A 22,110-nucleotide genomic window follows, 5' to 3' on the forward strand; every position below is an offset into this window, starting at 1 on the left:
ACGGGCACGACAAGCCCCTGCCGCCACGCAGCGCGCGGCGGAGGTTGACAGCCAAAGGACGAAAAACGGTCAGGTACGACGGAAGCGCTCGATCACCTGCAGATCGATATCCAGCCCCAGCCCGGCCCCTTGCGGGATCTGCAACTGGTTGCCGCTGCGCAGCGATTCCACCGGGTACAGCCAGTCCGCCGGCTCGACGAACAGGTATTCCACCTGCGGCACCCAGGGCTGTACCGCCGCCAGATGCAGGGTGGCGATCAGGCCGGGACCGAAGTACGGGCAGTGCGGCAGCACCACGGCATCGCGCTGACGCGCCAGTTCGCCGATGCGCAGGCATTCGGAAATGCCGCCGACCTTGGTCACGCTGGGCTGGATCGAGTCCACCGCACCGCTCGCCAGCGCCTGCTCGAATTGCACCGCGGTGCACCAGTTCTCCCCTGCCGACAGCGGCACGCCCTGCCCGCGCAGGCTGGCCAGGGTGGCGAAGTCTTCCGGCGGGAAGATCGGTTCTTCCAGCCAGGCCAGCTTCATCTCGGCCAGGGCCGGTAGCCAGTCGCGGGTATCGCTGACCTTCCAGCCGCAGTTGACGTCGGTAGCCAGCGGCACCTCGTCGCCAATGGCGCGACGGCAGGCAGCGATTTCGTCGAGGGTCACCTCGTGCAGCTTGATATCGCTGAAGCCCATGGCCAGGGCCTTCTCGCAGATGGCCGGGGCCACCTCGTTATCGGCGTAGCGCACCAGGCTGGCATAGGCCGGCACGCTGTCGCGCATCGACTCGCCGAGCAGGCGGTGCAGCGGCAGGTTCTGCCGGCGCGCCGCCAGGTCCCACAGGGCGATATCGATGCCGGAGATGGCGAACATGGTCACGCCATAGCGGCCGAACAGGTGCAGGCGCAGTTGCAGCTCCTGGTTGAACGCGGCGATGTCGGTGATCTCGCGGTTAAGCAGCAATGGCGTGATCAGCCGGTCGATCAAGGCCTTGGTGGCATTGGCGACGAAGTAGCCGAAGGCCTCGCCCCAGCCGACGTTGCCCTGCTCGTCCTCGACACGGATCAGCACGTTTTCCAGGGTGTTCCAGGTGGTCGGGGTGATGCCCAGGCCCTTGCCGCCGTCATGGAACGGGATTTCCACGATCTGCGTATCGATACGAACGATCTTCATTGCCCGCGCTCCAGCAGTGAGGCCAGGGGCACGCCGGCGTAGGCACCGCCGACATGGTCGCGACCGGAGCCTTCCGGCGCCATGGCCTCATAAGGCAGGTAGTTGTCGGCCAGGTGCTCGCTGGCATTGTCCTGGGGCTGGTAGCCCAGTTCGCGGGCGCGGCGGTTGTGGAACAGCGGGTTGGGGCTTTCCGAGACGCCGTAGACGATCTCGTTGCGCACCTCTGGGTGCTCCAGGCCGATCAGCAGCAACTGGGCCAGGTCGCGGGCGCTGGTCCACATGCGCAGGCGACGAGCATCGGAAACCTTGGGGTCGGCGTTGCCGATACGGACGATAAAGGTCGCTACCTCGCTGCGCAGGGAGAAGGTGGTGCAGGCCGCCTCGCCGAACACCTTGCTCAGGGCGTAGTAGCTGTCCGGGGCTACCGGCATGTCATCGAAGAACTCGGCCTGGTCGCTGCGGTACTGGCCCAGCACATGATGGCTGCTGGCGAAGACGAAGCGCTTGACGCCAAAACGCTGCGCCGCTTCCAGCAGGTACAGGGTGCCGTGGTAGTTGGGCTCGACGGTGCTGTTGAAGTGGATATCGGTGCCGTGGGCACAGGCCAGATGGAGGATGCCGTCGACGCCTTGCACCGCCCGCTGCACGAAGGCAGGGTCGGTGAGGTCGCCGACCAGCGCGGTCTCGCCCTCGGCCAGCCCGCTGACCGCCTTGCGGTCGAGCAGGCGCAGGCTGTAGCGCTGGCGCAGGAAGGGCCGCAGAGCGGTTCCGACGATACCGGCGGCGCCGGTGACAAGAAGCGTAGGCATGACGTATTCCCGAAATCTTTGGAGAAGCACAAGCAGGTTGCGGCCCGCAGGCCGCGTTCATGTATCAGGCTGCCGCGATCACTGCGTCGCGCTTGGCCGGCGCCTTGCCGACAAAGAACGCCACGATCAGCGCCCCCATCACACCCAGGCCGCCGGCCAGGGCGAAGCCGCTGCCGTAGGTGCCGGTGGCCTGGATGATGAAGCCGGTCACGGTCGGCGCGACGATGCCGGACAGGTTGGCGAGGCCGTGCATGAAGCCGCCGGCGGTGCCCACCTGGTGGTCCGGAACCGCGTCCTGGATCAGCGACCAGTAGGCCGGTGCGGTAAGCATGAGGAAGCCGATGGCCACGGTCATCACCGCCACGGTACTGGTGACGCTCTCGACCCGCCCGGTCAGCACGATGCACACCGCCGCCACCAGCAGGCAGGTGACCAGCACCACCTTGCGCGAGAACAGTTGCTTGCCGGTGCGCTTGAACACCCAGTCGATCAGCAGACCGCCGCAGACGAAGCCGACGGTACCCACCAGCCACGGCAGCGCGGTGACGATGCTCATCGACTTGAGGTCGATGCCCTTGGCGTCGATCAGGTAGCTGGGGAACCAGGTCATGAAGAAATAGAGGATGTAGTTGTAGCAGAACAGCGAAACACCAGTGACCAGCACCGAACGCTGCAGGATGATCTGCAGCACCGGGGTGCGCGGCGCCTGTTCGGCGGTCATCACCGGAGCCACACGGCCTTCGTTGATCTCAGCCAGTTCCTCGGCCGAGACCTTGGCGTGTTCCTGCGGCGTCGAGGTGGCCAGGCGATACCAGGCGATGGCCCAGAGCACGCCGATCACCGCGATCACCACAAAGGCCACGCGCCAGCCCAGCCACAGGGCGAGGAAACCGACGATCGGACCGGCCAGGGCGCCGCCCAACGGGCCGCCAGCCTGGTTGATACCGATGGCGCGGGCGCGTTCCTTGATCGGGAACCAACTGTTGACGGTCTTGTTGGCAGTGGTGGACACCGGCCCCTCACCCACGCCGAACAGCGCGCGGACGATCAGCAGCGACCAGAAGTTGAAAGCCAGCGCGGTGGAACCGCAGAGCACCGACCAGAAGCTCATCGACCAGGTCAGCACACGCTTGGGCCCGAAGCGGTCGGCCAGGTAGCCGCCGACGAAGCAGAACAGCGCGTAGCCGAAGAAGAAGCTGGAGAAGATCATGCCCTTTTCGGCAGGGGTCAGATGGTATTCCTGGGTAATGAACGGCATGGCGATGGACAGCGCGGCCCGGTCGACATAGTTGATGATCATGGCGATGAACAGCATCGTCAGGATCGTCCAGCGGTAGTTCTTTTTCTTGTTCATGTACGTCTCCGTCCGGCGCCAGTAGCGACCGGATCTTGTTGTTATAGCGTGCGCCCCCAGGCAGCGGAGCGCACGCCGTCGGGGTCAGACGCTGTAATCCACTGCCACCCACTCGAAATACTGCTTCAGGTCCGTGACCAGGGCCTGGTGCGCGGGGTGTGGCAGGTAACGCTCTACCGCAGCCGCATCGTCGAAGCCCGCGTCGAGGATGTAGTCCCAGCAGATGGGGCGCTCCAGTTCGTTGGCGGCGACGGTCCAGTCACGGATGAAATCGATCTCCTGATCGAGGTCACGCATGCGCGCGACCAGGCGTTGCTCCAGTTGCGGCTGCCGCTCGACATGAGCCAGGCGGCGGAACATCACGACATGACGCATCATCGCGGCGCCCTCCCCTCAGCCCAGCAGCCAGGCCGGCGCGTCCTGCAACGCGACCGGGCGCAGGAAGCGCTCCAGCGCGGCATAGCCGACCGAGGTGGTTTGCGGGGTGGTGGACGATGGCCATGGCCCGCCATGCTGCTGGGCGTGGCACACCGCGACGCCGGTGGGCACGCCGCCGAACAGCACGCGACCGGAGATCTTCCCGGCGCCGCGGACCAGTTGGCGGTTGTCGGCGCTGTCCTGCTCGGCGCCCCACAGGGTGGTGGTCAGGCTGCCGCCGACGGCTTCCAGCACGGCCACGACCTCAGCAACCGAAGCGGCACGTACCAGCAAGGCCGCCGGGCCGAACATCTCCTCGCGCAGATGGGCATTGGCAATGAACGCTGCCGCATCGGTGCTGAACAGGCGCGGCGCCGGGCCGGCACCATCGGCCGCAGGAGTGAACACGGCATTGGCATTCTCGGCCACGGTGGCAGCCGCAGCGTCGAAGCCCTGGCGTATGCCGGCGGTGAGCATACGGTGCGTGGCAATCGGCGCAATGGCCTCGGCCAACTGGGCGACGAAGCGCTCGCTGTGAGCCGATTCCAGCAGCACGATCAGGCCCGGGCTGGTGCAGAACTGACCGCAGCCGAGGGTGATGGAACCCGCCAGGGTCTTCGCCAGGCCTTCGCTGTCTTTTTCCAGGGCGGCAGGCAACGCCACCAGCGGGTTGATCGAACCCAGCTCACCGAAGAACGGTACCGGACGCGGACGCTCGTTGGCCGCCTGCCACAGGGCCTTGCCGCCCTGGTAGGAGCCGGTGAAGGCTACCGCTGCGATGCCCGGATGCTGCACCAGATAGGCACCGCCAGCGCGGGACGTGGCCTCGACCAGAGTCAGCAGCCCTTCCGGCAGACCTTGCTGACGTACCACGCCAGCGGCCAGCTCGAACACTGCACGGGACAGTTCCGGATGACCGGAGTGGGCCTTGACCACCACCGGGCAACCGGCGGCCAGGGCCGAGGCGGTATCGCCACCGAGCACCGAGAAGGCGAACGGGAAGTTGCTCGCCGAAAACATCGCCACCGGGCCGAGGGCACGCTGCACACGCACCAGCGCCGGACGTCCGGCAGGCGGCGCGCCGGCCACTGCTTCACTGACGACCTGACGATATGGCACGCCGGCTTCCACTTCCCTGGCGAAACCGCGCAACTGGAAGGCGGTACGGGCTACTTCGCCATTCAGGCGACCTTCGCCCAGGCCGCTTTCACGGTCGGCAATGGCTACCAGCTCGGTCTGCTGGCTTTCCAGGGCAGCGGCCAGACCATTCAGCAGCGCGGCACGCACGGCAGCCGGGGACTCAGCCCAGAAATCGGCGGCGGCGACGGCCTTGGCGACAACCTGGTCGATCAGCGCCAGGGATGGATCCTGTTGGTTGCTCATTCAAATAGTCCTTCAGCGTGCCTTGGGTTCGAGGTGATAGCCGCGACCGCTGTAGTCGAAGTCCACCAGCTCGTTGATGGCCACCTCCTTGTCCGCCGGCGAGGCGTAGTAGGCGCGGATTTCCTTGATCAGGCCGCTGTCGGCGTCGAAGCGGTACCACTCGTCACCACGCAGGGCGGTGCCCAGCTTGCTTTTCCAGTGGGTCCACTCGATCACCGCTTCGTCGCTGTCGTGGCTGACCAGGATCTTCTCGATGGTCCACTGCGAACCGAGGTTCTCCACACACCACACCCACTTGCGGGCGATGGTGTCGGCGCTGCGCCACGGCACTTCCGGCAGGCCGGCGGGGAAGTAATGCACGGCGTCGGCGGTGAAGCAGGACACCAGCTTGTCGTAGTCGCCTTCGTTGCAGGCGTCGAAGTAGCGGCGGATGGTTTGCGCGTGCTTGTGCTCGGCCACGGCTCAGTCCTCCTTTTTGTCGATGATCGACGGGATCGCCGGACGGCCACTGGCGACCCAGGCGTGGTAGTCGGACACCGAGGCCGGGCTCGGCGGATAGACGCCCCACAGCGGCTCGCCGGAAGCGATGCGCATGGCCAGGTAGTTCTCGATGTCGTCCTGCACGGTGCAGACTTCGGCCAGTTCCTCGGCCAGGTGCGCCGGCACCACGGTCAGGCCATCGGCATCGCCGACGATGATGTCACCCGGATACACGGCGACGCCGGCGCAGCCGATCGGCACCTGCAGGTCGGCGACGTGGTGGTAGGAGATGCGGGTGGTCGCGGTGATCTCGCGGGCATAGGCCGGCAGGTTCATCGCGGCGATCTCGCTGCCGTCGCGCAGGGCGCCGTCGGTGACGATGGCCTTGGCGCCACGGGCCAGCAGGCGGGTCACCAGGATGTTGCCGGCGGAGGCCGCGGCCGGGTCGTTGCGGCTGTCGATCACCAGCACGTCACCGGCCTGCACCTGCTCCACGCCGACCCATTGCAGGTTGTCGTCGTTGGGCTTGGTGGTCATGGTCTGGTAGGTGTCGATGTCTTCACGGGCGGGGATGAAGCGCATGGTGAAGGCACGCCCGGCGAACGGCTTGGTGTCGCGGGTCATGGCACGCAGGCCGACCAGGGCCGGCTGGCGGAAGCCGCGCTTGAACAGCTGGGTGGTCAGCGAACCGCTGCTGCAGGCGGCCAGCTTGGCCAGGGTGGCATCGCTGACTTCGACACGCTTGCCCGAGGCACTTTCGTGGGCGTCGGCATAGGTATGGATGACGGACATTCTTATAGGTTCTCCAGGCGGGATTCATCCGATGGGCGGCCGACATGAATTCCCAACATATGGAACAAGTGTCGGCTTCAACCCCCGTTGAGGCCGATTCTATGGGGGAAAGTCCCAAGGAAAAGGGGCAGAATCGGTGCCATGGCCACCTCGTTCCAACTGATGGGAATAACCAATGAAAACCGGAGAAGGCACCGCCGCCCTCGAAAAAGCCCTCGACGTCCTCCAGGCCGTAGGGGCCATGTCCAACGGCATCAGCCAGGCGCAACTGGCCGAGCAGGTGCCGCTGCCGCGCACCACCCTGTACCGCATCCTTGCCACCCTGGTGGAGCGCGGCATGATCCGCCGCGATCCAACGCGCAAGGTCTACCGCCTGGGCTTCAACTACCTGGAGATGGTCCGCAACGCCTACCTGGAGCCGGACCTGGTGGCTGCCGCCAGCGAGGAACTGCGCGCCCTGCGCGATCTCACCGGAGAGACGTCGTACCTGGCGGTGCTCGACGGCAACCAGGTGCTGTCGCTGGAGCGCTGCGACGGCGCCCATACCCAGCGCTCGGCGGCCAGCCTGGGCCAGGGCAAGCCGGTGTACTGCACCGGCCAGGGCAAGGCGATCCTCTCCGCCCTTTCCGCCAGCGAACGGGACGAGATCCTCAAGGCCGTGGTGCTGGAACCGCTGACCCCACTGACCATCACCGATCGCCGTCGCCTGCTGGCGGAGCTGCAGATCACCCGCACCCGTGGCTACGCCCTGGACGACGAGGAAATCCGCCTCGGCGTGCGCTGCGTGGCGGCGCCGATCATCGACAAGCAGGGCCTGGTACGTGGCGCCTTGAGCGTGGCCGGGCCGGCCTGGCGCCTGACCCTGGAACGCCTGACCCTGCTCGGCCCGGAGCTGGCGGACGCCGCGCGGCGGGTCGGCGAGCAGTTGCGCCCGGAGCCGGCGCAGCGCCCGTCCGGCGCGCTGAATGTGCTGCCGGCACCCTGGTCGTTCCATGGCGCCTTTCCGCGCTGGCATGCCGCTAGCGGCACGCTGTATTGGGCCGACACCCTGGCCCCGGCGATCCACTGCTGGGACGGCCAGGCCAGTCGCCTGCTGACCCGCCTGGACATGCCGGTACGGGCGATGGAACTGCACCGCGACGGCCTGCTGGTGGCCCAGGCCGGTGGCTGGTCACTGGTGGATTGGCAGGGTCGCGAGCATCCGATGCAGGACGTGCTCGGCAGTCGCCTGCTGGCCCTGGCCAGTCACCCTTCCGGCAGCCTGTGGGCCTGCGCGCGGACGGCAGGCGGTTGCCTGATCGGCGAGATGAGCAGCGAAGGCGAGCTGCGTCATGGCTGGGCCCTGAGCGAGCAGATCAGTGGTTTTCGCTGGGATGCCAGTGGCAGCGCGGTGTACGCGATCGCCCCGGAAGCCGGCGACATCCTGCGTTTGCAGCCGGGCAGCACGGCGGTGCGGCGGCTGGCGTCGTTGCCACGGGGTGGCGGCAGCCTCAGCGGCCTGGCCCTGGACGCCCAGGGCGGGGTCTGGACCACCCAGCGCGACGGCTGGAGCCTGGCGCGCTTCGATGCCGAGGGTAATCTGGAGCGCATGATCGGCCTGCCGGTGCCCTGCCCTACGGACCTGTGCTTTGGTGGCGACGGGATGAAGACCCTGTTCATTACCAGTGCGCGGCAGGAATTGAAGCTGGAGGTGCTGGGCAGTGCGCCGGACTCCGGAGGGGTGTTGCAGGTGGAAACCGAGGTGGCTGGGCAGGTGGTGGGGGGGATCGACAGATTTCCTTGACCTTCAGGCCTTTATCGCTGGCAAGCCAGCTCCCACAGGATCGCCATAGCAAATGCAATAAAGGAATTAACAAATGCAAATTCAGTATTTCTGGTTCTAAAAACAAATCAGTAGTCTCGGCTCATGGCCCCCTGCTCCAGACAAGGAATCCCCCATGAGCCAAGCCGCCACCGTCATCGACTTCACCCTGCACCGCAAACGCAAGCTGGCCCAGCAACAGGGTCGCCTGCTCTGGGCGATGTATGCGCAGCAGGCCGGCCTGGCCGTGCAACCCGGGAGCGTCGCCATCGCTGCGTCGAAAGCCCCGCGCCTGGCCTGAACGACATGAACACGCCCAACCGTTTCCTGGCCACCTCCGACGAACCGCCCCTGATCCTGCCCGAAGCCGTCGCCCATGAAGACGACGGCATCGGCCAGCGCGTGGCCAGCAATCTCCAGCGCCTGCGCGCCAAGCGCCAACTGTCCCTCGACGCCCTGGCCCGGGCCAGCGGGGTCAGCCGGGCGATGCTGGCGCAGGTGGAATCGGGGCGCAGCGTGCCGTCGATCCGCGTACTGTGCAAGATCGCCCGGGGCCTGAAGGTGTCGGTAGCGGCCTTCCTCGAACAACGCGAATGTGCCGGGGTGACGCTGTTACCGGCACGCGACAGCAAGCGCCTGGTCAGTGCCAGCGGAGCATTCGTCAGCCGTGCGCTGTATCCGGTGGATGCGGCGCATCAGGTGGAATTCTACGAACTGCGGGTCAGCCCGCTGGGTGAGGAGCACTCCGCCGGACATGGTCCGGGGGTGCGGGAGAACCTGGTGGTAGCCCAGGGTGCGCTGGAGATCAGCGTCAACGAAGAGCGCTTCCTGCTCTCCACCGGCGATTCCATCGTCTTCTATGCCGACCAGCCCCACCGCTACCGCAATCCGGTAGACAGCGAGGCCGTCGCTTACCTGGTGGTGACCCATCCCGAAAGCCGGGATTGAGTCGAGCGCACCTCGATCAGCAGGTGCAGCACATCATCGGCATGCCGTTGCAGCTCATCATCATCGGCATGCTGCAGTCGTTCATCATCTTCATCATCAGCATGCAGCAGCTGTTCATCATCTCCATGCTCATGCCTGCCATCGGCATCATCTTGCAGGTCATGCCGTCGGCCATGACGGTGCATTCCATCATGCATTTCATCATCGGCATCATCATGCCGTTCATGGGCATGCTCATCATCGGCATACTCATCGGGGTCATGCCCATCATCATCAGGTTGCCGCACTGCATCATCATCGGCATGCCGCAGTTCATCATCATGCACATCATGTCCGCACTGTTGCGGAACATCGCCATGTCCATGCCGGCGGCGGGCTTCATGGTGCAGAGCATGCCGTCGTCGACCATCTTGCAGGTCATGGTGGCCATCATCATCGGCATGCCGGTCATGGGCATCATCGGCATGGCGTTGTTCATCATCGGCATCTGCATTGCGTTCATCATGGTGAAGTCCTTGTTCAAGAGTGACGAGAGGAGATGGGCGCCGATTCTAGGGCTGGGCGCAGCGGCGACAAGATGGCGGGAAAGCAGCGGCTGGCGCCGTGGCCATGGGCGAACCTGGGGCTGTGGCGATGCCGCGTGATGCAATAACGTCGATTGGAAAACCATCACGGATACAAAACCGTTCAAGGCAGCAAAACCGGCGCGATGGATATCGCCAAACGCTCCATGCTCATAACCGCCATGCATATTCGATCTAAGCCGCTGCGAAATAATTGCCCGTCGTGCCTGCATCGCGGCTCTTCACCCGCTGGCGGATCACGGCTAACCTTGGCGACCGGCCTGTCGCCCTGTTTCTGGAACCCACTGTCACGATGGAAATCTCTGCCCCTCAACCTGCGGCCAACGGCAAGGACAACGCCGGCGGACGCGTCCAGGTCATCGACCGCTCGATCGTGCTGCTGCGCGCCCTGGCCAACCTCAAGCACGGCGCCAGCGCCCTCGACCTGGCGCGGCACACCGGCATCGAACGCTCCACCATCCATCGCCTGCTCAAGACCCTGACCTACTGGGGCCTGATCGAGTCCCGCGGGGCCACTTACCATATCGGCCCGGAAAGCCTGATCTACTCCGCCGCCTACCTGAACCGCCTGAACCTGCGTCGCCTGGCCCTGCCCTATGCCATCGAGCTGCAACGGGTGATCGGCGAGCGCCCGGCGATCGTCTCGCTGTCGGTGCCGGTGGGTGACCAGGTGGTGCTGATCGAGCGCATGTGGACCCCGGCCACGCCGCTCAACGTGATCGTCGACCTCGCCGACCAGTTCCCCATCGAAGGCAGCCCCAGCGGGCGCGCGGTGCTGGCGACCTACAGCGAGGCGCTGGCCTTGAACGTGCTGGGCGAGGAGCGCTATGCCAAGGCGCTGCCGGGGTTGCAGGTGATCCGCAGCGAACAGGACTTTGCCTTTGGTCATGGCGAGTTCAAGCCGGGGTTATCGTCGGTGGCCTTCCCGATCCGGGTGGCCGGTGGCCAGGCACTGGGCGCCGTGGTGGTGGCCGGGCTGGATATGGAGGAAGAGACCCATCCGGGGTCGCCGCTGGCGGCGCATGTGCGGCGGGCTTGTGAGGGAATTGCGGCGCAGCTCGGGAATCTGTAGGGACTTCACCGACCCCATCGTCGGCAACGCCGACTCCCACAGAGCTCCCGGCCAGCCGCAGGTTCCAGGCCAGGCGCAAAACCTGTGGGAACTGGCATTGCCAGCGATGAGGCCCGCAAGAACAGCACTGACCAGCAAGATCGATATCGAAGCTGATGGCCCCATCGCCGGCAATGCCGGCTCCCACAGGGTTCCGGGCCGGCCGCATGATTCAGGCTCGACATAGGAACCTGTGGGAGCTGGCGTTGCCAGCGATGAGGCCCGCAAACACGACGCTGCCCCAACATCAGAGCCAGATCGCATCCCAATGCGGATAATCTCCAGCCTTGCATACCAGCCCGGCGCGTATGGGGTTGGCAACGATGTAACGCGCCACCGCAACAACATCTTCCTCCCGACGCAAAGCACGATCATGGAAACCTTGCTGCCATAAACGCCCGGTTCTGCCAAAGGCCTTGTTGATCAGGCAGGTGCTACGACATTTCACCCGGCGCATCAGGGTAGCCAGCGAGACTCGCTCCAGCTCTATCAACCAATGCAAATGATCAGGCATGACAACCCAGGTCAACGAGCGAACCATCCCGGTCCGCTCGGCATGACGCAACTGCTCCACCATCAACCTGGCGGTAGCGAAATCACCGAACACAGGCTCGCGCCCTGCCACCGTAGTGGTAAGCAGATACAACTGACCAGGAATCGAAACCCGACCACGACGCAACCGGTTGGAAGATGGACCGTCCATGTCACTCTCCTTGCGAACAAATCCTCAAGGTAGAAACAACAATCAGGAAACGATCAGGAACATGATCACAAGGTGTTTCCACTACCCACCCGCCAACACCGCCAACAACCGCTTCCGCTGCACCTTCCCATAATGCGAACGCGGCAGTTCCTCGACGAACCACAGCTGCCTCGGCACCTTGTAGCGCGACAGCAGCCCCCGGCAATGCTCGGCCAGCGCTTCCTGCGACACCATCTGCCCCGCCTCCAGCACCACCGCCGCACACACCTGCTCGCCCCATTCCACATCGGCCATGCCGAACACATGGGCCTCGCGCACTGCGGCGTGCCCCAGCAACGCCTGCTCCACCTCCCCCGGCTGCACCGACTTGCCGCCGCTGCGGATGATGTCCTTGCAGCGTCCGAGCACTTCAAGCTGCCCGTCAGGGCGGATCCGCCCGAGGTCACCACTGCGCAGCCAACCGTCCACCAGCACTTCGCCGGTCAGACCCGGCTGCTGCCAATAGCCCGCCATCAATTGCGGCCCGGCCAGCAGGATCTCGCCGATACCCTGGTCATCGACCCGCTCGACCTTCACCGCCGCTGAAAACAAGGAACGACCTACCACGCCTTCGGCGCTCTCACCAGCCAAGCGCAGGGCCGCCATTTGCGCGGCGGTCAGGTAGCAACTCCAGGGCGCTTCGGTCATGCCGTAGAGCACGGCGATCCGCCCGGCAAACAGGCTGAACGAACCATCCAGCACTTCCCCGGTCAAGGCAGCAGCACCGATATCCAGGCTCCTGAACGCCGGCAGATCGGCCGCAGCACTGCCGTGCTCACGCAACAAACGCAGCAACTGGGTCGGCACCAGCGAACTGAAGGCCACCCGGTATTGCCGTAGCTGCCCGAGGAACAGGCGAGCATCGAAGCGCCCGCCCAGCACCACTTCACCGCCGCTGAGCAGATGAGCCAGCACCGCCACTGCCGCGATGGGCCACAACGGCCGGACATTGAGCAGCACATCCCCCGGCAGCGCCCCTCGGGCCATGACCACGTTCTGCAGCACCGCACACAGGCTGGCATGCCGATGCATCACCGCCTTGGGCACGCCGGTGGTGCCGCCGGTGTAGTTCAGCGAGGCCAACGACTGCGGCGGTTGCGCCGGGCGTGCCGGCAATGCCGATGGCGCACCGTTCCCCAGCCCAGCCAGCGGCCGACAGTCGATGCCCTGCCCGCGCAGCCCCTCGGCCAGAGCCAGGTAGGCCTCGGAAAACAGCAGCAACGCCGCGCCGGCGTCACGCAACTGGGCCAGCAATTCGTCCTGGGACAAGGCCGGATCCAGCGGCACCCGCACTCGCCCGTTGGCCATGCAGCCATAGTCGGCGATCAGGTAGTCGACGCTGGCATCGGCCAGCAGTGCCACGCGCGCACCAGACTCGACACCCAGGCCGTCCAGCACCAGACCGAAGGATGTCAAGGCCTGGTCCAGTTGCGCAAAGGTCAGCCGCCGCCCGCTGGCCACCTCGTGCAGCGCCGGGGCATCCGGCCATTTGCGGGCCGCCTGGCCCAGCAAGGTACTGATATCCATGCCTACCACCCACTCAGGACGATACGTCCGTTGACCTGCCGCGACTCCAGCAAGGCATGGGCCTCGGCTGCCTGAGGGAACGGCAGCACCCGGTCGATCAACGGCCGGACCTGCCCGCCATGGATCAGCGCCAGGGCAGTGCGCAACTGCTCCAGGGTGGCACTGCCCGAGCCCCGCAGTTGCAAGCGACGGCCAATCAGCAGCCCCGGATTCACCGGCACGCTACCCGGCTCGACATTGCCCAGCACCACCACGCGACCGCCGAGGGTCATGCTGCGCAGGGTGTCCTCAAGGGTATGGCCGAGGTTTTCCATGGCCACATCGACGCCACGCTTGCCGGTGAGTTTCCACACCTCGGCGCTGTAGCCCGCGCTGGCGACCACCACCTCATGGGCACCGAGCTCGCGCAGGAAGTCCCGTTTCGCCTCGCTGCCGGTGACCGCGATCACCCGCGCGCCCAACGCCCGGGCCAGTTGAATCTGATGCGCGCCAAGGCCGCCGCTGGCACCGTTGATCAGCACTGTTTCTCCCGGCTGCAACCCGGCCTCGCCATACAGGGCGCGGACACTGGTGGCGATCGGACAGGAGGCCAATGCGGCCAGCGAGTAGTCCAGCCCCTCCGGCAATTCGACGGCGGAAATCGCCGGAATCCGCAGGTACTCGGCGTAGGCCCCCTCGGTGTCCACCGAAGGCAGGCCCAGGGCCCGGCACAGGTCCTGGCGCCCGCGCAGGCAATCCCGGCACTGGCCGCAGAAGCGCCGCTGATAGACCACCACCCGCGCGCCCACCTTGAGTTGCAGCACTCCGGCACCGACCTCGACCACTTCCCCGGCCACCTCATGCCCCAGCACTACGCCGGTATGGGCACCCGGCAATTGCCCGGCACGGTGCAGCAGGTCGTGGTGGCAGACACCGGCAGCGTGCACTCGCACCAGCACTTCACCCGGCCCGGCCTGGGGTGTGGGCACCTCTTCCAGTTGCAGCTGCTCCGGCCCGCCGAAGGCTTTCAGTACTATCGCTTTCATTTTTTATAACCGTTTGTGAAGAACCCAGAACATGTTCGTATAACAAACATGTTGTTTGCATTGTGAACATACTTTAAGTTTTCCCCACTTCGACGCCGCGCCGCAAGAGGCAAAACGTCTTTCTTTCACCCGCAGCGAAAACACGTCATGACAGTCGAGTACCAACACCTTGGCGACGGGGTTGTGCAGATCTCCCTCAACCGCCCCGAGCGTCTCAATGCCCTGGATGGCCAGGCCAAGCGCGAGCTGGCCGAAGCCTGGGAGCGTGCTGCCGGGGACCCGGACGCCCGCGCCATCGTCCTGCGCGGCGCTGGCGACAAGGCGTTCTGCGCCGGTTCCGATCTCAAGGAAATCCAGGCCACTGGCGAAGCGGTGGCCAGCGCCCTGCTCGCCCGTGCCCTGCCCGATGTCGGTAGCGAACTGAACAAACCGGTGGTCGCCGCCCTGCACGGCCATACCCTGGGCCTGGGCATCAGCCTGGCGATCCACTGCGATTTCCGTATCGCCCGGCCCGACACCCGCTTCAGCTTTCCGGAGGTGCGCCACGGCATGCTCTCCGGCTTCAGCGCGATCACCCTGCCCGGCCTGATCGGCGAGGCGGCGGCTCTGGACATCATGCTCAGCGCGCGCCACTTCGGCGCCGAAGAGGCCCTGGCCCTGGGCCTGATCAACCGTATCGCGGAGGACCCGCACAGCGCCGCCATCGAGCTGGCGACGCAACTGGCCGACCACTCGGCCAAAGCCATGGAATGGAGCAAGACCCTGCTGCTGGCCGAGCGCAGACGCCGCCTGCAACAGCATATGGCGCTGGTCGACCAGGCCCGACAGGACGTCATGCTGTACCGATAACCACAACGACACTGCCCAACACCCAAGCCTCGCCAGTACTGTCAGGAACACCCACCACCAGGAATGGATAGCGGCCCCCGAACCCGGAGCCTCACCATGTCTCGCCCCACCTTTTTCCAGCCCAGGCTCAACCTGCTCACCGCAGGCATCCTCGGCCTGTGCGTCGCGCCCCTGGCCAGCGCCGCCGACACCAGCAGCGACACCGCCCTGCAGACCGTAGTAGTGACCGGCGCCCGTGACAGCGGCCGTACCGTGGCCAAGAGCCTGGCGCCGATCGATGTGATCAGCGCCGACGACCTGGCCCGCTCGGGCAAGCAGAACCTGCGCGACGCCCTGGCCGCCGCCGTGCCCTCCTACACCAATGCCGCCGGTTTTACCGGCGGCACCGGGCTGTCGGTGAAATCCGCGGCCCTGCGCGGCCTCGGCGGCAACCATGTGCTGGTGCTGGTCAACGGCAAGCGCCGGCACAACACCTCGCTGATCTTCGTGCAGACCGCCGCCAGCTCCAGCGGCCAGTCGCCGGCAGACCTCGACCTGATCCCGGTCAGCGCCGTCGACCACGTGGAAGTGCTGCGCGACGGCGCCGCCGCCCAGTACGGCTCGGACGCCATCGCCGGGGTGATCAACATCATCCTCAAGGGCAACGACAGCGGCGGCAGCGCCAGCGCGCTGTACGGTCAGTACGAGAACCGCATCGGCGGCAAGGGCAATTTCGGCGCCCGCGGCCAGGGCCAGATCAACCAGGGCTTCGCCTTGCCCAATGACGGTTTCTTCAGCCTCAGCGCCGATATCGGCATCCAGGAAAGCTCCAACGTCGCCGGTGCCGTTCCGGCCCGTACCAGCATCTATTTCCCGGTCAATGGCGCCGCCGACCCGCGTGAAAACGGCGAAAGCCGCTACCGCCAGCAACTCGGCCAGCCCCGTTCGCAGACCTATAACTTCGGCTACAACGCCGAGCTGCCGCTGAACGAAAGCGTCAGCCTGTATTCCTTCTCCACCCTCAGCCACCGCAACTCCACCAGTTGGGGCACCTACCGCACCGCCAACTCGCCGCAGAACATCGTCTCGGTCTATCCGGACGGCTTCTCGCCGCGTTTCGTGGTGGAAGAGGACGATTTCCAGACCGTGATCGGCCTGCGCAACGAAGACGTGCTGGGCTGGAAGCTCGACCTCAGCACCAGCTACGGCTACAACGACGCCAACACCCGCAACGAGAAATCGCTGAACCCGTCCCTCGGCCCGGACAGCCCGCGCAACATGGACGGCGGTCATCTGATCGCCAGCCAGTGGACCAACAACCTCGACCTGACCCGGGGCTTCGACACCGGCCTGTTCGCCAAGCCGCTGAACGTCTCCACCGGCCTGGAATTCCGCCGCGACGGCTTCGAGATCGAGGCCGGCGAATACGCCTCCTATGCCGATGGCGGCTATGTCTTCCCCGCCGGTCACCCGCTCGCCGGACAACGCCCGAACCCGGGTGCTCCGGGCCTGGTCGGTTTCACCCCGGCCGATGCGCACAATTATTCGCGGACCAACACCGCCGGCTACATCGACCTGAGCCAGAGCCTCACCGATCAATGGGACGTCAGCCTGGCCGGACGCTTCGAGCACTACAGCGACTTCGGCGATACCGCCAGCGGCAAGTTCTCCACGCGCTATGCCTTCACCCCGCAATTCGCCGTGCGCGGCACCATCAGCAACGGCTTCCGCGCACCGTCGCTGCAACAGCAGTACTACTCGTCGTCGCTTACTGCCTGGCGCACCAGCCCGCTGACCGGCGTGCTGGAACAGGCCACCACCCGCTACGTCACCGTCGACGACGCGGCCGGCCGCGCCCTGGGTGCCAAGGACCTGAAGCCCGAGAAGTCGATGAACTACAGCCTCGGTTTCGTCGCCACGCCGAGCGAGAACCTCGACATCACCGTCGACCTGTACCAGATCGATATCAAGGACCGCATCCTGCAGACCAGCAACCTGCAAGGCACCGCCGTGTCCAACATCCTCGCCGCCAATGGCCTGGACCCGAACCAGATCGTCTCCTACTTCGGCAACCTGGCCGACACCCGCACCCGCGGCATCGACCTGGTCGCCGACTACCGCTACGACCTCGGCCAATACGGCAAGACCAAGTGGACCCTGCTGAGCAACCAGAGCCTGCAGACCATCGAGAAGATCAAGGAGCCTGATGCCCTCGCCGGCACCGGCGTGACGGCGGTGGGCCGCGACCGCCAGGGCAACCTGACCACGGCCTACCCGAAGAACGTCACCTCGCTGACCGCCGCCTGGCAACTGGGCGACTTCGACGTCACCCTCAAGGGCACGCGCTATTCCAAGGTCACCGGACGCAACCAGATCTCCGCCAGCCGCGACGAGGAAATCCGCCCGGCGTTCATCACCGACCTGAGCCTGGGCTACTGGATCAGCGACGCAGTGAAAGTGACCATCGGCGGCGAGAACATCTTCGACCGTCGTCCGCAGCAGCTCAACGCCGAAGCCAAGCGCTACTACTTCTTCCCCACCGACGATCCGACCTACAGCTGGTACTCGCCGTACGGGCTGGAAGGCGCGTACTTCTTCGGCAAAGTCGACGTGAGCTGGTAATCCGCGATGAGCAGCCTGTCCGCACACTCCGCCGTCGCGTTCGACCAGCGCCTGTACCGCAAGCTGGCCTGGCGCATCATGCCGTTCCTGTTCCTGTGCTTCGTGCTCAACTGGCTGGACCGGGTCAACATCAGCTTCGCCCACCTGCAGTTCAAGGCCGACCTGAACATCAGCGACGCCACCTTCGGCATCATCGTCGGGGTGTTCTCCATCGGCTATCTGCTGTTCGAGATCCCCAGCAACCTGCTGCTGGAGAAGTTCGGGGCGAAGAAGACCATGACCCGGATCATGATCCTCTGGGGCCTGGTGACCATCGCCACCGCCTTCGCCCAGACCCCGGCGCAGTTCTATGTGCTGCGGGTGCTGCTGGGGGCGGCCGAGGCCGGGTTCTTCCCCGGCGTGATCCTGTACCTGACCTACTGGTTCCCGGCGGCCTACCGGGCGCGGATCACCTCGCGCTTCATCATGGCCATCGCCGTCTGCGGCATCGTCGGCGGGCCGCTGTCGACCTGGATCATGGGTCACTTCGGCGGCTTGGGCGGGTTCAGCGGCTGGCAATGGCTGTTCGTGGTCACCGGTATTCCGCCGGTGCTGGCCGGGCTGTTCGCCTGGTACTGGCTGGATGACAAGCCGGCCAAGGCACGCTGGCTCAGCGATGACGAAAAGCGTGCCATCGAAGGCGCCCTCGCCCATGAACGGGCCAACCGCAAGCCGGGTGGCCACCAGCGTTTCGTCGAGGCGCTGAAGGACCGCAAGGTCTGGTTCATCACCCTGGCCTACTGCCTGACCATCATGTGCACCGGAAACGTCACCAATATCTGGGCGCCGTCGATCATCCGCGATTCCGGGGTGAGCAACCTCGGCCAGCTCGGCCTGTTCTCGGCCCTGCCCTATGTGGTCGGCGTGCTGGTGATGCTGTGGGCCTGCCGTCACTCGGACCTGCACCAGGAACGCCGCTGGCATTTCGCCCTGGGCGGACTGACCGCGGCCCTGGCCATGACCCTGCTGCCGAACCTGATCGCCGGCCCCTGGTCGGCCATCGCCCTGCTGACCCTGATGACCAGCGGCTACCTGGTGGCCACGGCGGTGTTCTGGACCATTCCCACCTATTACCTCTCCGACCGCGCCCGTGCCGCCGGGCTGGCGCTGGTCAACTGCTGCGGGCAGGTCAGCAGCCTGCTGACGCCGATCATGATCGGCAGCATCAAGACCAACACGGGCGATATCAGCCTGGCCCTGTACATCGTCGCCGGCCTCGTCGCCAGCGGCACCCTGATCCTTTTGCTCGGCGTTCCGCGCCAGGCCTTGCGCGATGCACCCTGACTTCCTTTTCGAGACATGCTCATGACCGACTACCTGGCACTGGCCAATCAACTGGCCACCCACATCCAACCCGGCGCAGCCGAGCGCGATGCCCAGCGCATCCTGCCCTACGAGCAACTGGACCTGATCCGTAATTCCGGCCTCGGCGCCGCGCGGGTGCCCGTCGAACTGGGCGGTGGCGATGTCAGCCAACTGCAGGTGGCGCAGATCTTCATCGCCCTGGCCAAGGCCGACCCGAGCGTGGCCCAGGCGCTGTTTCCGCATTTCGCCACGGTCGAGCATCTGCGCCTGATCGCCAACCCGGAGCAACAGCGCCGCTACCTCGGCGCCTTTGCCGAGCGCCAGCTGTCCTCCGGCGCCATCGCCGAACGCAGCGGCAAGTTCCGCGGTGAAATCCATACCCGCCTGGAGCGCGACGGTGATCGCCTGGTGCTCAACGGCAGCAAGTTCTACAGCACCGGCTGCCTGTTCGCCGACCTGCTGAAGATCCAGGCGGTGGACGAGGCCGGCAACGCGGTGTATGTCATGCTCGCCGCCGACACCCCCGGCATCACCCTGCTCGACGATTGGGACGGCATGGGACAGCGGGTCACCGCCAGCGGCACCACCCTGCTGGACAAGGTGCCGGTGCTGCCCGAGCAGGTGATCCCGCTGGCCGAGTGGTACCAGCGGCGCAACTACATCGGCGCCAGCGCGCAACTGATCCACTGCGCCATCGATATCGGCATCGGCCTGGCGGCGCTGGACGACGCGGTGCAGTGGTCGCGCACCGGGGCACGGCCAGTACGGGAAAGCGGTGTCGATGAAGCCCGCAACGACCCGTACATCCTGCACACCGTGGGCGATCTGGCCGCTGCGATCCATGGCGCCGAGGCGCTGGTGGAAAAAGCCGCGTTGAGCGTCGACCTGGCCGCGCGCAGCCAGTTGCAGGGTCTGCTCGAAGGCGAAGCGCTGGACGCCCTGCTCGCCCGTACCTCGATTGCCGTGGCCGAAGCCAAGATCGCCTCGACCCGCGCCGCCCTGCATGTCTGCGAGCGGCTCTACGAAGTCGGCGGCGCCGCCACCACCCAGTCGCGCTACAACTTCGACCGCCACTGGCGCAACGCCCGCACCCACACCACCCACGATGCCGTGGCCTACAAGTACAAGGCCATCGGCGACTACCTGGTGAACGGCAACTACCCGCCGATCGCCTTTACCTACTGATCCGGGGAGCCGGGATGCCACCGTTTCGTATCGCAGGGATTGCCCTGCTGTTCTGCTGTGCCAGCGCTTCAGCCCAGGACTGGGGCGATCTGGATGCCCGGATCGCCAAGGCCTTGCCCGGGGTCATCGAAATCCGTCACCAGATTCACCAGCATCCCGAGCTGGGCAACCGCGAGGTCGAGACGGCCAAGCGTGTCGCCCAGCGCCTGCGCGAGCTGGGCCTGGAGGTGCAGACCGGTATCGCCCATACCGGCGTGGTCGGCATCCTGCGCGGCGGCAAGCCAGGGCCGGTAGTGGCGATCCGCGCCGAGCTGGACGCCCTGCCGCTGACCGAACAGACCGGCCTGCCCTATGCCTCGACCGTGCGCAGCGTGGACCAGGGCGGCGATTTCCGCACCCGTGGCAAGGAAGTCGGGGTGATGCATGCTTGCGGCCACGACGCCCACATGGCCATGGCCCTGGGTGTCGCCGAGGTGCTGGCGGCGCAGCGTGACGAATTGCCGGGGACCTTGAAGCTGATCTTCCAGCCCGCCGAGGAGGGTCCGCCGCTGGGCGAGGACGGAGGCGCCAAACTGATGATCGAGCAAGGTGTGCTGGAGAATCCGGCGCCGGCGGTGATCTTCGGCATCCATGTCACCGCCGGTACGGCAGGCGCTTTCACCCTCAGCCGCACCCGCACCACGGCGGCGGCGGATACCTTCGTCGCACGGATCAAGGGCCGCCAGACCCATGCCGCATTTCCCTGGACCGGTATCGACCCGGTACCGGTGGCGGCGCAGACGATCCTGGCCTGGCAGACCATTCCCAGCCGCCAGTCCAACCTCAGCGTGTTGCCGGCGCCGGTGATTTCCGTCGGACGGATCGAGGCTGGCGACCGGCACAACATCATTCCCGCCGAAGTGCGCCTGGAGGGCTCGATCCGCACCGTCAGCGACGAACAGCGCGAGGACGTGCTGCAACGCATGCGCCGCACCGCCGAGAAGATCGCCGAGGCGTCGGGGGCCAGTGCCGAGGTGGAGTACCTGCCGGGCAACTACCGCGCCGGGCACAACGACACGGCGCTGGTGGATCGCCTGCTGCCGGTGCTGGAACAGGTGTCCACGGTGCCGGTGAAGATCGACAACGGCACCTATGGCGCCGATGACTTTGCCGAATATGCGCGGCAGATTCCGGGGATCTTCATGCGCATGGGGGTTACGCCTGCGGAGTTGGCGGACAAACCGGTGTGGCCGACCCACTCGCCGGGGTTCCAGGTGGATGACCAGGCGCTGGCGGTGGGGATCCGGGCGTTGAGCAGGATGACCTTGAGTTATATGCAAGAACATTGATGGTGTTCCTCAGGGCCCTATCGCTGGCAAGCCAGCTCCCACAGGTCCGGCGGTGCACGCGGTCACTGTGGGAGCTGGCTTGCCAGCGATAGGGCCACCAAGGTCTAGACTCAACCAGCCACCCCACCCCGGAGCTGCCGTCATGACCGCCAAAAACACCCTCTGCCTGTGGTTCAACGGCGACGCCCTCGACGCCGCCACCTTCTACGCCGCCACCTTCCCCGACAGCCGGGTCATCGCCGCCCACCCAGCCCCCGGCGATTACCCGTCCGGCAAGCAGGGCGACATCATCACCGTCGAATTCACCGTCATGGGTCTCCCCTGCCTGGGCCTCAACGGCGGGCCGATGTTCAAGCACAGCGAAGCCTTTTCCTTCCAGGTCGCCACCGACGACCAGGCCGAGACCGACCGTTACTGGAACGCGATCATCGACCACGGCGGCGAAGCCAATGTCTGCGGCTGGTGCAAGGACAAATGGGGCATTTCCTGGCAGATCACCCCGCGCATCCTCACCCAGGCCATCACCCACCCCGACCCGGCCAAGGCCAAGCGCGCCTTCGAGGCGATGATGCAGATGGGCAAGATCGATATCGCCGGGATCGAAGCGGCGCTGAAGGATTAGGCAAGAACCCGGTCGAATCGGGTTACCGGCAGAAACCGTCCGACGCC

Annotated in this window: 21 protein-coding genes; 10 read left to right on the forward strand and 11 right to left on the reverse strand. The window is 65.9% G+C overall.

Features of this window, described 5'->3' with window-relative positions; translation table 11 throughout:
* Positions 1-69: 69 nt before the first annotated feature.
* The 7 genes from ACODSK_RS20495 to ACODSK_RS20525 all read right to left on the reverse strand — a co-directional run bounded on the left by ACODSK_RS20495 (position 70) and on the right by ACODSK_RS20525 (position 6,396).
* Entirely contained in the window at positions 70-1,161 is a 1,092-nt protein-coding gene (locus ACODSK_RS20495; RefSeq protein ID WP_489018691.1) for a mandelate racemase/muconate lactonizing enzyme family protein, read from the reverse strand.
* The gene (locus ACODSK_RS20500) at positions 1,158-1,970 is read right to left on the reverse strand and encodes an NAD-dependent epimerase/dehydratase family protein (RefSeq protein WP_489018693.1); all 813 of its coding nucleotides are present in this window, start codon (positions 1,968-1,970) and stop codon (positions 1,158-1,160) included. The genes ACODSK_RS20495 and ACODSK_RS20500 overlap by 4 nt, the downstream gene beginning before the upstream one ends.
* A 64-nt stretch (positions 1,971-2,034) precedes the next feature.
* Positions 2,035-3,324 (reverse strand): MFS transporter, encoded by a 1,290-nt coding sequence (locus ACODSK_RS20505; RefSeq protein ID WP_489018695.1) that lies wholly within the window; start codon positions 3,322-3,324, stop codon positions 2,035-2,037.
* Positions 3,325-3,408: 84 nt separating this feature from the next.
* Positions 3,409-3,702 carry a Dabb family protein gene (locus tag ACODSK_RS20510; protein WP_489018697.1) on the reverse strand — a complete coding sequence of 98 codons (294 nt, stop codon included), beginning with the start codon at positions 3,700-3,702 and terminating at the stop codon, positions 3,409-3,411.
* A 15-nt stretch (positions 3,703-3,717) separates the two neighbouring features.
* The gene (locus ACODSK_RS20515) at positions 3,718-5,124 is read right to left on the reverse strand and encodes an aldehyde dehydrogenase (NADP(+)) (protein WP_489018699.1); all 1,407 of its coding nucleotides are present in this window, start codon (positions 5,122-5,124) and stop codon (positions 3,718-3,720) included.
* 12 nt (positions 5,125-5,136) lie between these two features.
* On the reverse strand, positions 5,137-5,583 hold the full coding sequence (locus ACODSK_RS20520) for a nuclear transport factor 2 family protein (RefSeq protein ID WP_489018701.1): 447 nt from the start codon (positions 5,581-5,583) through the stop codon (positions 5,137-5,139).
* A 3-nt stretch (positions 5,584-5,586) separates the two neighbouring features.
* Positions 5,587-6,396 (reverse strand): RraA family protein, encoded by an 810-nt coding sequence (locus tag ACODSK_RS20525; RefSeq protein WP_489018703.1) that lies wholly within the window; start codon positions 6,394-6,396, stop codon positions 5,587-5,589.
* A 175-nt stretch (positions 6,397-6,571) separates the two neighbouring features.
* Here ACODSK_RS20525 and ACODSK_RS20530 point away from each other — a divergent pair, with 175 nt between their 5' ends.
* The 3 genes from ACODSK_RS20530 to ACODSK_RS20540 all read left to right on the forward strand — a co-directional run bounded on the left by ACODSK_RS20530 (position 6,572) and on the right by ACODSK_RS20540 (position 9,145).
* Positions 6,572-8,179, forward strand: coding sequence for an IclR family transcriptional regulator domain-containing protein (locus ACODSK_RS20530; protein ID WP_489018705.1), 1,608 nt, complete (start codon positions 6,572-6,574; stop codon positions 8,177-8,179).
* A gap of 154 nt (positions 8,180-8,333) precedes the next feature.
* On the forward strand, positions 8,334-8,498 hold the full coding sequence (locus ACODSK_RS20535; protein ID WP_489018707.1) for a hypothetical protein: 165 nt from the start codon (positions 8,334-8,336) through the stop codon (positions 8,496-8,498).
* Between the two features lie 5 nt (positions 8,499-8,503).
* On the forward strand, positions 8,504-9,145 hold the full coding sequence (locus tag ACODSK_RS20540; RefSeq protein ID WP_489018709.1) for a helix-turn-helix domain-containing protein: 642 nt from the start codon (positions 8,504-8,506) through the stop codon (positions 9,143-9,145).
* A 16-nt stretch (positions 9,146-9,161) separates the two neighbouring features.
* Here the strand turns inward: ACODSK_RS20540 and ACODSK_RS20545 are convergent, their stop codons facing one another.
* Positions 9,162-9,650: a hypothetical protein gene (locus ACODSK_RS20545; protein WP_489018756.1), complete on the reverse strand. Its 489-nt coding sequence runs from the start codon at positions 9,648-9,650 to the stop codon at positions 9,162-9,164.
* A 371-nt stretch (positions 9,651-10,021) separates the two neighbouring features.
* Between ACODSK_RS20545 and ACODSK_RS20550 the strand changes: the two genes are divergently transcribed.
* Positions 10,022-10,801, forward strand: a complete 780-nt coding sequence (locus ACODSK_RS20550) for an IclR family transcriptional regulator (RefSeq protein WP_489018711.1) — start codon at positions 10,022-10,024, stop codon at positions 10,799-10,801.
* A gap of 286 nt (positions 10,802-11,087) precedes the next feature.
* On the opposite strand, the gene ACODSK_RS20555 is transcribed toward ACODSK_RS20550, so the two are convergent.
* From ACODSK_RS20555 to ACODSK_RS20565, 3 genes are all read right to left on the reverse strand, one after another.
* Positions 11,088-11,543: an REP-associated tyrosine transposase gene (locus ACODSK_RS20555; RefSeq protein WP_489018713.1), complete on the reverse strand. Its 456-nt coding sequence runs from the start codon at positions 11,541-11,543 to the stop codon at positions 11,088-11,090.
* Between the two features lie 81 nt (positions 11,544-11,624).
* Positions 11,625-13,109, reverse strand: a complete 1,485-nt coding sequence (locus ACODSK_RS20560; RefSeq protein WP_489018715.1) for a class I adenylate-forming enzyme family protein — start codon at positions 13,107-13,109, stop codon at positions 11,625-11,627.
* A gap of 2 nt (positions 13,110-13,111) precedes the next feature.
* Positions 13,112-14,134 carry an alcohol dehydrogenase catalytic domain-containing protein gene (locus ACODSK_RS20565; RefSeq protein WP_489018717.1) on the reverse strand — a complete coding sequence of 341 codons (1,023 nt, stop codon included), beginning with the start codon at positions 14,132-14,134 and terminating at the stop codon, positions 13,112-13,114.
* A gap of 147 nt (positions 14,135-14,281) precedes the next feature.
* On the opposite strand from ACODSK_RS20565, the gene ACODSK_RS20570 reads away from it, so the two are divergent.
* The 6 genes from ACODSK_RS20570 to ACODSK_RS20595 all read left to right on the forward strand — a co-directional run bounded on the left by ACODSK_RS20570 (position 14,282) and on the right by ACODSK_RS20595 (position 22,063).
* A complete protein-coding gene (locus tag ACODSK_RS20570) occupies positions 14,282-14,983 on the forward strand; it encodes an enoyl-CoA hydratase/isomerase family protein (protein ID WP_489018719.1) in 702 nt (233 codons plus the stop codon).
* A 96-nt stretch (positions 14,984-15,079) separates the two neighbouring features.
* Complete coding sequence (locus ACODSK_RS20575; RefSeq protein ID WP_489018721.1) at positions 15,080-17,584, forward strand: TonB-dependent receptor plug domain-containing protein; 2,505 nt, start codon at positions 15,080-15,082, stop codon at positions 17,582-17,584.
* A 6-nt stretch (positions 17,585-17,590) separates the two neighbouring features.
* The gene (locus tag ACODSK_RS20580) at positions 17,591-18,907 is read left to right on the forward strand and encodes an MFS transporter (protein ID WP_489018723.1); all 1,317 of its coding nucleotides are present in this window, start codon (positions 17,591-17,593) and stop codon (positions 18,905-18,907) included.
* Between the two features lie 21 nt (positions 18,908-18,928).
* The gene (locus ACODSK_RS20585; protein ID WP_489018725.1) at positions 18,929-20,113 is read left to right on the forward strand and encodes an acyl-CoA dehydrogenase family protein; all 1,185 of its coding nucleotides are present in this window, start codon (positions 18,929-18,931) and stop codon (positions 20,111-20,113) included.
* A gap of 14 nt (positions 20,114-20,127) precedes the next feature.
* Complete coding sequence (locus tag ACODSK_RS20590) at positions 20,128-21,441, forward strand: M20 metallopeptidase family protein (RefSeq protein WP_489018727.1); 1,314 nt, start codon at positions 20,128-20,130, stop codon at positions 21,439-21,441.
* A gap of 142 nt (positions 21,442-21,583) precedes the next feature.
* Positions 21,584-22,063 carry a VOC family protein gene (locus ACODSK_RS20595; protein WP_489018729.1) on the forward strand — a complete coding sequence of 160 codons (480 nt, stop codon included), beginning with the start codon at positions 21,584-21,586 and terminating at the stop codon, positions 22,061-22,063.
* Positions 22,064-22,110 lie beyond the last annotated feature (47 nt).

Source organism: Pseudomonas sp. FG98, assembly GCF_057808595.1.